Annotated in this window: 11 protein-coding genes; 4 read left to right on the top strand and 7 right to left on the bottom strand. The window is 61.3% G+C overall.

Features of this window, described 5'->3' with window-relative positions; translation table 11 throughout:
- Nucleotides 1–424: 424 nt before the first annotated feature.
- Together EC919_RS23780 and EC919_RS23775 are read left to right on the top strand one after the other, a co-directional pair.
- Nucleotides 425–2818 carry a type III effector HrpK domain-containing protein gene (locus EC919_RS23780; RefSeq protein ID WP_133776748.1) on the top strand — a complete coding sequence of 798 codons (2394 nt, stop codon included), beginning with the start codon at nucleotides 425–427 and terminating at the stop codon, nucleotides 2816–2818.
- Between the two features lie 177 nt (nucleotides 2819–2995).
- A complete protein-coding gene (locus EC919_RS23775; protein ID WP_166650621.1) occupies nucleotides 2996–3862 on the top strand; it encodes a transglycosylase SLT domain-containing protein in 867 nt (288 codons plus the stop codon).
- Nucleotides 3863–3998: 136 nt separating this feature from the next.
- Here EC919_RS23775 and EC919_RS23770 read toward each other — a convergent pair whose 3' ends face one another.
- The 7 genes from EC919_RS23770 to EC919_RS23740 form a co-directional block, all read right to left on the bottom strand.
- Nucleotides 3999–5291, bottom strand: coding sequence for a PQQ-dependent sugar dehydrogenase (locus tag EC919_RS23770; RefSeq protein WP_133776746.1), 1293 nt, complete (start codon nucleotides 5289–5291; stop codon nucleotides 3999–4001).
- A complete protein-coding gene (locus tag EC919_RS23765) occupies nucleotides 5288–5716 on the bottom strand; it encodes a DUF2231 domain-containing protein (RefSeq protein WP_432213842.1) in 429 nt (142 codons plus the stop codon). The genes EC919_RS23770 and EC919_RS23765 overlap by 4 nt, the downstream gene beginning before the upstream one ends.
- Before the next feature lie 196 nt (nucleotides 5717–5912).
- The gene (locus EC919_RS23760) at nucleotides 5913–7259 is read right to left on the bottom strand and encodes a TolC family outer membrane protein (protein ID WP_243842324.1); all 1347 of its coding nucleotides are present in this window, start codon (nucleotides 7257–7259) and stop codon (nucleotides 5913–5915) included.
- A gap of 13 nt (nucleotides 7260–7272) precedes the next feature.
- Nucleotides 7273–8577 carry an HlyD family type I secretion periplasmic adaptor subunit gene (locus EC919_RS23755; protein WP_133776744.1) on the bottom strand — a complete coding sequence of 435 codons (1305 nt, stop codon included), beginning with the start codon at nucleotides 8575–8577 and terminating at the stop codon, nucleotides 7273–7275.
- A complete protein-coding gene (locus EC919_RS23750) occupies nucleotides 8570–10339 on the bottom strand; it encodes a type I secretion system permease/ATPase (protein ID WP_166650619.1) in 1770 nt (589 codons plus the stop codon). The genes EC919_RS23755 and EC919_RS23750 overlap by 8 nt, the downstream gene beginning before the upstream one ends.
- A 24-nt stretch (nucleotides 10340–10363) precedes the next feature.
- The gene (locus EC919_RS23745; protein ID WP_133776743.1) at nucleotides 10364–10693 is read right to left on the bottom strand and encodes an AprI/Inh family metalloprotease inhibitor; all 330 of its coding nucleotides are present in this window, start codon (nucleotides 10691–10693) and stop codon (nucleotides 10364–10366) included.
- A gap of 115 nt (nucleotides 10694–10808) precedes the next feature.
- Entirely contained in the window at nucleotides 10809–12224 is a 1416-nt protein-coding gene (locus tag EC919_RS23740) for a serralysin family metalloprotease (protein WP_133776742.1), read from the bottom strand.
- A gap of 470 nt (nucleotides 12225–12694) precedes the next feature.
- Between EC919_RS23740 and EC919_RS23735 the strand changes: the two genes are divergently transcribed.
- Nucleotides 12695–12925, top strand: coding sequence for a hypothetical protein (locus EC919_RS23735; protein WP_133776741.1), 231 nt, complete (start codon nucleotides 12695–12697; stop codon nucleotides 12923–12925).
- Between the two features lie 220 nt (nucleotides 12926–13145).
- Complete coding sequence (locus EC919_RS23730) at nucleotides 13146–14144, top strand: bile acid:sodium symporter family protein (protein ID WP_133776740.1); 999 nt, start codon at nucleotides 13146–13148, stop codon at nucleotides 14142–14144.
- Nucleotides 14145–14180 lie beyond the last annotated feature (36 nt).

Below are 14180 nucleotides of genomic sequence, written 5' to 3'. Positions count from 1 at the left end.
CCGGCTGAAGCCGGTCCTACAGGAACGCGGCGTGCTCACATGATGGGACTGGACGCTGTCCTTGTAGGACTGGCTTTAGCCGGGAAAGCGTCGGGGGCTACGCCGCAGGATTGATGGTGCTCACACAGGCCTCTTCCCGGCTGAAGCCGGTCCCACGGGAACGCGGCGTGCTCACATGATGGGACTGGACGCTGTCCTTGTAGCACTGGCTTTAGCCGGGAAAGCGTCGAGTGTCACGCCGCAGGATTGATGGTGCTCACACAGGCCGCTTCCCGGCTGAAGCCGGTCCCACTAAAAAGCATCGCGTGTATCCAGCGGGGCTGGCTGCCCGCTCGGTAGTTGAGAAACAAACTGCAACATTTACTGGAACCGACCCGGCGCAGCAGCCACACAGTTGCCATCCCCATACCCGGATGACGACCTCATGCGTATCTCAAGCACTCCTTACAACGGCGTTGCCCCTCAGTCTGCCGGCGCGGATGTCGCCGAGGGATCGCCGCTGACCGACGCCAAACCGGCGCTGTTACAGAAGGGGGGCGTCGATCCGAATATCCGCTTCGGCGCCTCGACCCAGCAGTTGCCGGCGAACAGTGCATTTGTTGGCAATAGCCCTTCGGGAAAGGCTCAAAGCACTGAGCAACAGCTGGTTTCATTGCTGAGCCAGCTGACGCAGCTGTTCAAGGGCCAGGCACAATCGTCGCCCGAAACCGCTTCATCCTCCCCCGACGCCGCTGCGCAAAACTCACCCACGTCCGGTGCCGTTTCCATGGGCAATCCGCAGCCTGTCGCCCAAGCGAACGCCGCTGCCCCGGCAGCGCCGGTTCAGGCGGCGAAACCGGCCGAGGACGCTAAAGCCGAAGAACCCAAAGCCACCGAAGCAGCGTTCCTCGATGACTCGAAATATTCGTCGCCCAAGGAGCTTGAGCGCTGGGCGCCAATTGTCGCCAACCTGCCAGCGGATCAACGCGATCAGGCGGCCAAAGAGCTGAACCGACCCATCGCCGCCGCGCGCATGGCCGCTGAAAAGGGCCCGGACGCGGCCAAGGCCATGGACTTCATCAACGCCAACCCGTCGCTGAAAACGGCAGTCGATACCGGCAAGCACGGCGGCAAAGCGGACGGGAAGATCACCGACGGCGACCTCAAGGCCTTCGCTAAGAACATGCAAAAAGCCGCCGACAGCGCGGACAAGGACATTGCCAGCTACCAGAAAGACCATCCGGACGCTGACCCGCAATCTCTGGAAATGGTCCGCAGTGCTGCGATGATGCGTGCCAACGAACCCCTGACCAAGGCCGCCGATCCCAAGCATGCCTTGGGCGCCGACGGCAAAACCAAGGTCGATGGCCTGACCAGCGCTGACGGCCTCAAGGCCATTCAGAACGACAACCCGGGGCTGGCCGGGCCGTTGAAACAGGCGGCGAAAACCTGGTCGCAACCCGGCTTTCTCACCCAGATCGACCAGGGCGGCCTGAGCGGTCGTTCGCTCGCGGCCCACAGCCCGGACAAACTGTTCAGCGCCAAAAACATCAGCGACTGGATCAGCAAGCAGGCGCCCACCAATGGCGGCGAATTTGCCAGTGTGCTCAGCGATGCCGCGACCCTTAACTCAGTCGCCAACGTCGATATTTCCAAGCTGGGCAAGGACGTATTTGACAACCCGTCCGCCTACAGCGGCGAGCAGAAAGCCGCGGTCATGATCAAGCTGCAACAGACCCAGCAGAGCGTCGTCGCCGGCCAGGACCTGCGCAAAACCGGCAAGACCGAAGATGCGCTGAACGAGAAGATTGGCCAACTGCAGGCCGATCCCGACGTGCAGGCCTTCCTCGACAAACAGATACCGCAGCAGTCGAAGGCGTTGGTCGCCAGCACGCCAACGTTGCAGAAAGCCGTCACCGAGCAAATGCAAAAGGTCAACAGCGGCGAGGCCCTGCAAGCGGACCTGAATACGGCCGACAAGGCTACGAAAAAGGACAAGCCAAACGCCGATTACAGCAGCGCCCTGGGCGGGTTGTCGGCGCAGTTGCAGATGCAGAAAGACCTGCTCGGCGACAACGCGAACGTGCCGACCGCGCAGCAGGTCCTCGGTCAGCGACCTGATCTGCAGGGCAAGATTCAGGATTCGTACGTGCGCAACTTCAGTGAAGGGGGCGCCGTCCGGCAGTTGCTCGACCAGAAGAAAGCCGATGGTGAAGAGGCGCTGCAGAGCGCCGACGCGCAGAAGGCCGCCTACGACAGCGTGCTGCCCGACACTTTCGTGCAGAGCCAGCAATCGCGCTATGTGGATTCGACCTTCCACCATCTGGAGGACACCAAGAGCGGTCGCAAGGTGCTGGAAAACGCCAAGGGCGATAAAGACCATGCGCCGTCGATGGCGGCTCAAGTGGCCTCGAATATGGGGCCATCAGCGCTGCGCTCGGTCGCAGGCTTTGCCTCGGTCTCGGACATGCTCGCCCGCGGCGACAAAACCGATGCCGCCAGGACGATTTACGACAGCACCAAGTCCGGTCTGTCTGCGGCCAAGACCGGTTACGACGCCGTGGCGAAATCCGCCGGGCGCGCAGGGCTGGGCGAGGTGGCGGCGAAAGTCGGCGGTCGCGTTGCCGGCATGGTCGTGGGAGAGGCAGCAGGGCTGGCCGCCGGTGCGGCCATTGGTGCCTCGATTCCGGTGATCGGCTGGATCGCCGACGCCGCCATGAGCCTGGGTTTCGGCATCTCCGCCATCATCGAAGCCGTCAAGAAGCACAAGGCCCAGAAGGCCTTCGACCACAACGTCGATCCGGTCCTCGATCAGTTCGGCATCCCCAAAGCCCATTGATGTTTCCTGACCCGAAAGAGGTAAGTGACCATGAGTATCGGTATTTCCCAGATTCGGCCGTTGAGCGATCCCGGCGCGCACCCGGATTTTTCATCCCTGAGCGGCAAGCCCGGGCAGGGCAACTCTCTGGGCGGTGGCGGTGGCGGTGGCGCCGGTGGGGCGCTCGACGCAAGCTCGATTCTGTTTGCCCATGCCGGGCAGTCCCAGGTCAACTTCGGATCGCCTGAAAACCAGGACTCGACGACCAACGCCGCTAACCCCCTCGCCGGTGGCGCGGACCAGAACGGCATCGCGCAGCAGCTCATGGCATTGATCATTCAATTGATGCAGATGCTGATGCAGAACAACGCCAATCAAACTGGCAATCCGGCAGCACAGAACAACGCAGTGACCGGCGGCGGCGGGGGAGGCGGCGGTGCGGCCGAGGGTGCAGGCGGTGGCGGTGGCGGTGGCGGTGGGGCTGGCGCTGCGGAAGGTGCCGGCGGTGGTGCCGAAGGTGCTGGCGCTGCTCAGGCCGCCGCCGCGCCCGCTGCCAATGCCAGTGCCGTAAACAACGATACGTCCCTCAGCGGTTCGGGCGATTTGCACTTGCCGCCACAGCTGGAAGACTACCGCAAGGACATCATGGAAGCGTCCAATGCCACCGGCGTGCCGCCGAGCATTCTGGCCGGACAGATCTGGGCCGAGTCGCGCGGGCAACTGGGCCAGGACACCACCAACGTTAATGGCAAGACCGATGCAGGCGTGATGCAGGTCAACGCCGACACGTTCGCCGCCCTCAAGCGAGACAACCCCAAAGAGCTCGGCAACGCTGACGTCAACAACGCCCACGACAACATCATGGCCGGCGCGCTGTACATGCGTGACCAAAAGGCTACGTTCGGTGACTGGAACTCGGCGCTACGCGCCTACAACTCCGGCCCGGACAAGGTCAACAAAGGCAACCCTGCGGATGCCGGCGGCGTGGGCGATCCGAAGTACGTCGAGAACGTCATGAACTTCGCAAAAATCATCGAAAGCGGTCAGGGGCAATTGCCGGCCTGATGCACGTCGTCGATCCATTGGGAAGGGCGGGGCGCGAATATGTCGCGCTTGTCGCACGGGGTGAATCAATCCACACCATTGGAGCGGTAACGGCTTTGTACATTCCAGGCAGGATTGCCCTGCCTGGAATCATGCCTCATCGATTACGAGTGACCCGCCACACGGTGTTCGCCAGGTCGTCGGCGATGATCAGTGCACCGCGTGGGTCCACCGTTACGCCCACTGGGCGCCCGCGGGTTTTACCGTCGGCCCCCCGAAAGCCGGTCGCGAAGTCAATCGGCGCACCGTTCGGATGGCCATTGCTGAACGGTACGAAAACGACTTTGTAGCCCACCGGATTCTCCCGGTTCCAACTGCCGTGTTCGCCAATGAACACTCCGTCGGCGTACTTCTCGCCCATGGCCGGGATGGAAAAATCCACGCCAAGCGCAGCGGCGTGAGACCCGAGGCTGTAGTCGGGCTTGATGGCGGCGGCGACCATTTTCGGGTTTTGCGGCTGGGCACGCGTGTCCACGTTCTGACCCCAATAGCTGTAAGGCCAGCCATAAAATGCACCCTCGCGCACCGAGGTCAGGTAATCCGGTACCAGATCCGGCCCCAGTTCATCGCGCTCATTGACCACCGCCCACAACTTTCCGGTTTGCGGCTGGATGGTTAACGCCGTCGGGTTGCGGATGCCGGTCGCATACGCTTTGTGGGCCCCGGTCTCGGCATCTACCTGCCACACCCTGGCCCGGTCGAGTTCGACTTCCATGCCGCGCTCGGTCACGTTGCTGTTCGAACCGATGCCGACATACAAGGTACGTCCGTCGTCGCTTACGGCCAGTGACTTGGTCCAATGGTGGTTGATTTCAGCAGGAAGGTCAGTGACTTTGATCGGTGGGCCACTGGCTTTGGTCTGGCCCTCTGCATAGTCGAAACGCACCAGTTCGTCCTGGTTGGCCACGTACAATTTGCCGTTGGCAAACGCCAGGCCGTAGGGCGCGTTGAGGTTCTCCGCAAATACAGTCTTCGTCTCGTAGACGCCGTCACCGTCCGCATCCCGCAGCAAGGTCAGGCGGTTGCCGCCTTTGACCTTGGTGTTGCCCTGGGCCTTGATGTACCCCGCGATCACGTCCTTGGGTTTGAGCTTCGCGGCGCTTCCGCCACGGCCTTCAGCCACGAGGATATCGCCGTTGGGCAGCACCAGCGTCTGGCGAGGAATCTGCAAGTCGGCGGCGATGGCCGTCACGCTGTATCCCTCGGGGACTGTGGGCTTCTGGTCGCCCCACAACGCCGGTTCGGCAATCTTCATGCTGGGTAAAAGACCGCGCTGGGGGGCCGGCATTTTCGGGTCAGGACCCAACGCCTGGGTGTTATCCCCGGCGTCACCGCAGCCGCTTAACAACAAGGCCATGCTGATCGCGGTCAGTTTGATCGAGTGGCTCATTGTCCTTCTCCCGAACGGATGCTGGTGAGTCCCAGCCACGCCGTCACGCCAATCAGCAGCGTGGTCAGAGCAGAGAGAATGAGGCCCGATGGCATGCTGGCGAAGGCATCCTTGGCGTGTTCAAACGCGTTGACGAGCCCCAGTGCCCAGGTCACCACCAACAACACGAGGTAGACCACGGGACGCCCGGCTTTGCGATCGGCCCGGATCAGATTGACCAGCGCGAACAGTACGGCGAGTCCGCAGAACACCAGCCCCCCGGCGATGAGCCAGGAGGCGAAGTTGCTCCATTGAATCTGGTACGTCTGAAAGTAGGTGATGTCGCTCAGCAATGCGCCGAGAAACAGCGGGACGGTGCCGGCAAGCATTATCGCGTGTAGCGGGCCTGGCGGGCTTCGATAGTCAAGATGGGCGGTAGTGTTCACGACGGCTCCCTATTTTACTGATGCGTGTGCAGTGCACATGAACTGACCCATCCGGGCCGCGCAGGGTGCGCATCGTTTGGGATCAATTCGCCAGGAACATAGTTCACGCTATTTGGGCGTTACGAATATGCAGTTACAACTGCGCTGTCCGTGGCCAGAGGGGTGGACTGGACGTTACCCATATGGCCACTGATGTTTAGCGTGACGGTCGACCCGGCCCAAATGCCTCATCGACCCGCGCCAACTGCTCGCCGGTCAAGGTGCCGGCGTAGTAATGCAGCTTGATCCAGGCCATCAAGTACTCATATCGAGTCTTGGCCAGGTCCTGACGGGTGCTGTAAAGCTGTTGTTGCGCATTCAGCTCGTCCAGATTGACCCGCTCGCCACCCTTGATGCTGTATTGCGTGGAGACGACCAGTGCCTGCGCTGAAGCCAATGCCTTGTCGTAAGCGCGGATTTTCCGTACGCCCGTGGCGCAAGCGTTGAACTGGCGGCGCAGCTGGATCAGCGTCTCACGGGTTTTGCCCTCAAGGTCGTACTCCGCTTGCTCCAGGCTACGACTGGCCTGGCGGCTGGAGGCGCTGACGCCACCCCCGGCGTACAGCGGCAGGCTGATTTCCAGGCCGATGGTATTGGTGTCGTAACGCTGGTTGTAGGTATTGCCGCTGTCGGATTCCATGCTGCGCACCGTTGCGTAGGCGTTGAGCTTGGGCAGATGCCCGGCGACATTGCGTTTCACCTCCTGGTGCGCGACTTCCAGCAGTTGGCGCTGGGAGGCGAGGTCGGCGTTCTCGCTCAAGGCGATGGCATTCCACGCCTCGTACGTGGTGGGCGTCAGCGCCAGGAAGTTGAACGGCGTCCGCAGGGGGGCGAGTTCGTCGATGCGCACCTCGGGCACGCCGATCAACGCGCCCAGCTCACGCAGCGCAGCATCTTGCTCATTCTGCGCTTCGATTTCCTCGGCACCGGCCAGTTCGTAACGGGATTCGGCTTCCAGGATGTCGGTACGGGTGCCTTCACCCTGATCGAACATTTGTCGGTTTTGCTCGAACTGCCGCTCGAACGCTTTCTTCTTTGCCTCGGCAATCTCGATCTGATCGCGACTGAACAGCGCCTGGCTGTAAGCGGACAACACCCGCACCAGCAACTCCTGACTTTTGCCTCGAAAGGCCTGGTCGGCAAACAACGCCTGGGCCACACCCTTGCGGTAGTTGGCGTAGGCTTCGTAGTCGATGATGGGCTGCTGCACGCTCAACGTCGAACCGAAACTGTTGTAGTGACGGTCCTCGCGGGAGTTGGGGCGCTCGTCGCTTTTGTACGTGGCCCTGGAGTCGTTGCGTCCCTTGTTATAGTTCCAGGCCACCTGAGGCAACAGCCCGGCACGGCCGATATTACGATTCTCCAGCCCCGCATCGCGCTCCTTCATGGCGCCGAGGAACACCGGGTCGTTACGCAAGGCTTGCTCATAAACGTCAAATAAGCCCATTGCCTGGGCCTGCATATTGGCGCTGATCCATAGCAGCGCTGCCAGCCAGATTTTCATGTACCGAAACATCCTATTCCTCGGTCAATGCCATTCCTGCGCGATCCATCAAAGGCTTGAACAGGTAATTGAGAAGAGAGCGCTCGCCTGTGCGCACGAACATCTGCGCCGGCATGCCGGGTTTGATCACAAGGCCCTTGAGTGTGGCCAGCGCCTGGTCGGTGACCGTGCTGCGCACGATGTAGTACGGCTGACCACTGCGTTCGTCGAGCAACTGATCGGCGGAAATCAGGCTGACTGTGGCGTTCACGCGCGGCGTACGGCTCTGATTGAACGCGGTGAAAAGCACATCCACGGGCAGCTGTTCGGCCACCTTGTCGACCATGTTCACCGGCAGGTGGCCTTCGATCTCAAGGCCTTCGCCCTGGGGCACGATTTCCAGCAGCGATTCACCGGCATGCACCACCGCCCCTTCGGTGTGCACCGAGAGGTTCACGGCAATGCCGTCGGCAGGGGCGCTGATTTCGCTGTGGGTCAGACTGAATTGTGCCGAGGCCAGTTGCTGGCTCAGCGTGATGCTTTTCAGCTCCGCATCGGCCAGTTGTCCGCGCACCTCCTTTTGATACTCCTCGACACCTTGCTGCAGGCTCATCCGTGATTGCTCGATTTGCTGAGCGACCCGGCCTGTGTCACCGGTGTTCTGTGCCAGATCACGTTGCACCTGCGACAGTTGCCGGTCGTAGTCCATCAAGCGGTTGCGGGCGATGTAGCCGCGCTCGGCCAGCGGCCGGAGGTTTTCCAGTTGCTGGCGCAATGACTCGGCCTGGGCTTGAAGGTCATTACGCGCCTGGCGCATGCCGGCGAGTTGGGCAATGCCACCTTCGATGCTTGCATGGATGCCAGCCTGGGATCGCTGAAACGCCTGATGGCGGCTGCTGAACAACTGCCGCTGGCCTTCCAGCACGCCGAGCAGCTGTGGAGACGCTTGCTGTAACAGGGCCTCGGGAAAGCGTACCTGCACACTGCCGTCCCGTTCGGCCTGAAGCCTGGCGATGCTGGCTTGTGCCAGTTCGTACTGAGCGCGCAACGATTGCACGTCGGCCTGGACCTGGGTGTGGTCAAGCTGGAACAAGGGTTGGCCCTGATGCACCACTTGGCCCTCGCGCACCATGATGCGACTGACCACGCCGCTGTCCACCGATTGCACCGCTTTGCGCTTGCCCGAGACCACCACTGTGCCAGGCACGGCGATGCCTTGGTCGAGCGGGGCAAGTGCAGCCCAGAGGAAAAAGCTCCCGGCACCGAGCAGGGCCAGCCACCAGCCTGCGCGGACGAAAAACTGTGCGCTGCGTTCGGGTTTGAGGATGTGTTCATTCATGGCGCTGACCTCCTTGCTGCGCGCCGAGCTGGCGACTGAAGCTCACCCCCTGCGGTCGTTCAGGCGCGGGCTGGGCACCGGAGAGCGCTTTCAACACATCACGCGCGGGACCGAACAATTGCAGACGCCCTTCGTTGAGCACCAGCAGGCGGTCAGCCTGATTCAGTACGGCAGAGCCATGGGTAATCAGAATCACCGTGCAACCGCGAGCCTTGAGCTGCGCGATGGCAGCGGCCAATGCGGCTTCGCCGTTGCTGTCGAGGTTGGAGTTGGGCTCGTCGAGCACCACCAGTTTCGGCTCGCCGTACAGCGCACGGGCCAGCGCCACGCGCTGCTTCTGACCGCCGGACAGCCCGGAGCCGCCGTCCCCCAACTGCGTGTCATAGCCTTGGGGCAGACGCAGGATCATTTCGTGCACGCCTGCCAGTCGGGCTGCGGTCACCACTTGGTGCGGATCGGCGCTGGTAAAGCGTGCGATGTTGTCGGCGATGGTGCCACTGAACAGTTCGATGTCCTGGGGCAGATAACCGACATGGGCGCCCAGCGCGGTCCGGTCCCAGCGGTGCAACTCTGCACCGTCCAGACGAACCACCCCGGCCAGGGGTTGCCACACCCCGATCAACACCCGGGCCAAGGTTGACTTGCCGGAGCCGGACGCACCCAGCACACCGAGGGTTTCTCCGGCATTCACGGCGAAACTCAGTTGCTGCAGCGTCACGGTGGTCCGCCCCGGTGGTGCGGCACTGATGTGCTCGACACTGATATGCCCGGTGGGAGCGGGCAGGGGCATGGGCGTTGGACGCTCGGGGTGGGCGATCAGCAGGGCGTCGAGCCGCTGCCATGCCAGGCGCGCGGAACTCCACTGTTTCCAGACCGCGATGAGTTGATCGATCGGGGCCAGCGCACGCCCCATCAGGATGGAGCCGGCGATCATCATGCCGCCGCTCATCTGGCCTTCGATGACCAGCAGTGCACCCAGCCCCAGCACCAGCGATTGAAGACACAAACGCAGGCATTTGCTGAACGAGCCGATCAGCGCGCCGATGTCGCTCGCGCGGTTTTGCCGCTCCAGAAACCGGCTGTGCAAGGCGAACCAGCGCTGACGCAACGGCACCAGCATGCCCATGGCCTGGATCGCTTCAGCATTATTCAGGTGGCTGCCGGACAACTGGCTCGATGCCACAGAGAAGTGCCCGGCCTGGGCCAGCGGCTTGCGGGTCAGGGTTTCATTCAGCCAGGCGAGGGCAATCAGCAGCAACGCACCCACCGTGGCAAACACGCCCAGCCACGGGTTGAAGAGAAAGATCACTGCCAGGTAGATGGGGAACCACGGCGCATCGAAGAAGGCGAACAATGCCGGGCCGGTGGCGAACTGCCGGATCAGGGTCAAATCGCCCAGCGCCTGTGCGGCATTGCCTTCGCCCAGGCTGAGGTTGCGTTCGAACGCCGCCTGGTACACCTGCAGGTTCAGGCGTCGCTCCATATCGCTGCCGATACGGATCACCACAAAGCTGCGTATGGCTTCCATCAGCCCGATGAACATGAAAAAGGCGACAACCATCACGGTCAGCATCGCCAGCGTGGTTTCGTTTTGCGATGACAGCACCCGGTCGTAAACCTGCAACATGTAGACCGAGGGCACCAGCATTAACACGTTGATCAGCGCGGTGAAGGCGCCGATGCTGAACAGGATGCCTTTGTAGGCCTTGAGCGTGGCCCACATGGGCGCGCGCGGCAGGGGGCTTGGCCGGCCTTGGGTCATAAGGTTTCATCCTTGAAAAAAGAGTCAGGAACGTGGGTTGGCGCTTGCGCCTTCGCGCTGCAGAAAAAGGGTGCGGCCATCGGGCAGCCGGGCCATGTAGAACCCTTCTCGCTGGCGACCCATATGCACCAGGAGTTCGTCGTGGGTGTCGACCAGCGCGATGCCATCAGGCGTCGGGTACCAGGTGGCCGGTGTGCCGCCTAGCCAGTGGCCGGCGCAGGCCAGATCCCCGGCGAGCTGCCCGTCCTGTTCTTGCAGAATCAATGTGCAGGGTTTCTGCGCATCGTCCTTGGGGTACAACTGCCAGGGACCGGCCAGTTCGGCGGGGCTCGCGAGACGTAGGCTGCTGGCCATGAGGTGGGCTCCGCTTAAGGTGAAAAGCGTCGTGAACAGACACGCCGCGGTCTTCCAGTTCATTGATCTGCTCCGGGTCAGGCAGGGGCGGCGCTTGCACACCGCCCCCTCAGGCTTAAACCACGATGTCTGTCGTGGCGGCCTGGCCTACGGTGTTAACCAGGAAATCGGCCGCACGGTCGCCCGTGAAGTCAATCGACAAGGTGCTGCCCGTGCTGATCTGGGACAACACGGCCTGACCTGCCGTACCGCTGAACGCACTGACGAACGTCAGCGGGATGTGGCTTGTTGCAAACTCAGGCATGGCCGACAGATCGATTTTGTCCTGACCGCTGACAAAGTCCATGAGCTGGTCCGGCGCCGACGGTCGTGAGTCGGTGCTGGCCGCGAATACAAACGTATCCGCGCCCGTACCGCCCCACAGCTTATCGGCACCGCCACCACCGAAGATGATGTCGTTGCCGCCACCACCACGGAGTTCGTTGGCGGCGCCATTGCCAATGATCAGGTCATTGCCCGAGCCGCCGATGGCGTTCTCGATAACCACACCTTTGGCAATGGACACGTTGCCCACCAGGCCGCCGACATCCGAAAACGAAGCCTCGTTGAGGTTTATTTTCTGGTTGTTGGTATAGCCCGAGAAGTCCAGGGTGTCCTTGCCGCCGCCATCCCATACCGCGAACACCAACTTGGACGACGAAGACGTCGCCGAGTAGTAGTCACGGTCTGCCGTGGAGTTGAACCCGTAGGTGGTGTCCGCGGCGCGTGTCGCAAGATTGGCACCGTACAGCTTTTGTACGGCAGCAATATCGTCGAGCAAGGGTGCCGAGGCGTAGGCCCCTTTGGCGTTCTGCCCGGTGTTGGTTTCGCTCCAGTAGCTCATCACGCTGTAGCCGCGAGTGTCCTGGGCATAGGTGGCATCGGCATAGGTCGGGTTGCCGTTGCCGGCGTTGTAATCGCCGGGGTGCGACAGGCCCAGGGTATGGCCGATTTCGTGGGTGAGGGTCTGGCGCCCGTAGTTACTGGTGCCAGGGTTGGCGTTGACCTGATAGCTGTTGTTGATCATGTACCAGGACTGACCTGCATACGAACCGCTATCCGGGAGATAGGCAAACGCCGCGCCGCCGTTGTCACCGCTGTAGTTGCCGAACGTCATGTGCCCGTCACCGCCGGAATTGGCCTGGGTGAAGGTGACTTTCGCTACATCGGCCCACGACTGCATCGACAGCTTGGCCTGGGATTGTTGCAGCGCCGAAAAGGCGCTGAACGTGCCCAGGGTGCGATCGAAATCGGCGGGTCGGCTGGTCAGGAAGGTGTAGGTCAACTCAATGGTGCCGCTCTTGTTTGAGTCTGCCCATGCGGCATGGTCGCGCAAGATGTAATCGGCTGCCTGATCCACCGTATACGACGGTTTTCCATTGATCGGGCTACCACCTCGGTCGTACTGGTGGCTGAACGTGTTGATCTGGTTGTATGCAGCGCTTGGGCCCTGTGGCGTGACGCTGAGGGCATTGAGTTTGAGTTTCGACATTCAGACATATCCTTGTCTGCGTGAAAAAAAACGACCGAATGACCTCAGGTGCGAGGTCATCCAATCACTCGCTTGGTGCATGAAGCGAGGAAAAACTGGCACAGGATTGGGACGATGGTCCAGCGATTTGATTGAAAATGTATCAAGATTTCTCAGATCTGTAACAAATTCGACAAAAATTTGTACTCAAGTGACACGCTGGCGTTACACCTTCGGAGGACTGGGGTGGTCAGCGTCCCTGCGTGACGGGTTTGTTAGGGGAGTCAAATTAAGGGTGATTATCCGGTCATTTTCAGACCGCTTTGATGGGGCAAACGAATAATGGATGGCCATGCTTCGGTTGGTCTGAACTTTGCTACAGCCCTGTTACAGGCGGCCTCGATCACAGAAAATTGGCGCGTAGGCACTCCTGAAATTACCTTTAGTTTTGAATCGGCAGGCGCCACGACGCGCATGCCCCGGAGCCGGCCATGAGTACTCTCTCGGAAATTGCAGCAAACCTTCTGAAACGCGAAGACAGTCCCGAGAAAGCCGCTGCGCAGGCTGGCCCCCGTGGACCGATGGGCTGGGAACAACTGATGATGCTCTCGAAAGAGAAAGACATACTGAAATGGCAAGCCGCGTTGTCCCGCCTCATTGCAGACAATCCCGGACAGCGCCGGGTGACCGTGATGCGTGTTATTCAGGGTGGTCTGGCCTGAAATAAACCGGCGTATCGTTGATCCGCTTGTCGACGCAATGTCTGGCAAGCGGCTGCCGCTGCTTCTAGTGGGACCGGCTTTAGCCGGGAATAGGTCATCGGTAGGGCCAGGTCGGCCAAGGTGTCCGTTAGCCGCTATTGATCGACATATTGGCGTTAGTCGGTAAGTGCATTGCGCGCTAAAGTGGCGAGCATGTTCCTGGCACCTTCGGATGACGCAGATGACCCGCCCCCGTTTTCTCCCCGACAACTTCACCCTCATGCTGATCACCGTGGTGATCATCGCCAGCTTCCTGCCGGCCACCGGTCAAGTGGCCGTTGGCTTTGGCTGGTTGACCAACATCGCCATCGCGCTGTTGTTCTTTCTTCACGGCGCCAAACTGTCCCGCGAATCGATCATCGCCGGGGCAGGGCACTGGCGACTGCACCTGCTGGTGTTCGGGCTGACATTCGTTCTGTTCCCCTTGCTTGGCCTGGCACTCAAACCCGTGCTGTCGCCGCTGATCGGCAAAGACCTCTACATGGGCATCCTGTACCTGTGTGCGCTGCCCGCGACGGTGCAGTCGGCGATCGCCTTCACCTCACTGGCGCGAGGCAATATCCCGGCGGCAATCTGTAGCGCGGCGGCCTCCAGCCTGTTCGGGATATTTCTGACGCCGCTGTTGGTCACGCTATTGCTCAACGTCCACGGCGAAGGCGGCTCGACCCTCGATGCGATCGTCAAGATCAGCGTGCAATTGCTGCTGCCATTCATTGCCGGCCAGATCATGCGACGCTGGATCGGCGCCTGGGTGGGGCGCAACAAGAACTGGCTGAAATTCGTCGATCAGGGCTCGATCCTGCTGGTGGTCTACGGCGCGTTCAGTGAGGCGGTCAACGAAGGCATCTGGCTGAAAACACCGATCTGGGACCTGGCCGGGCTGGTGCTGGTGTGCTGCCTGCTGCTGACACTGGTACTGGTGGCCGCGACCTTGCTGTCCAAGCTGTTCGGCTTCAATCAGGAAGACCGCATCACCATCCTGTTCTGCGGCTCGAAGAAAAGCCTGGCGACCGGCGTGCCGATGGCGCAGGTGCTGTTTGCGGGGAGCACGATCGGTCTGTTGATCTTGCCGCTGATGCTGTTTCACCAGATTCAGCTGATGGTCTGCGCGGTGGTGGCTCAGCGGTATGCGAAGCGGACGGAGCCGGTGGTGGAGTTGATGGCGCAGGTTGATCCTTGAGGGTGTTTATCCGCTGAATGACGTAATGAAAAAGCC

The organism is Pseudomonas graminis, from assembly GCF_004364335.1.
GTDB lineage: Bacteria > Pseudomonadota > Gammaproteobacteria > Pseudomonadales > Pseudomonadaceae > Aquipseudomonas > Aquipseudomonas graminis_D.
Note: the sequence above shows the minus strand (reverse complement) of the source record. Positions and strands in the feature narration are given on the sequence as shown.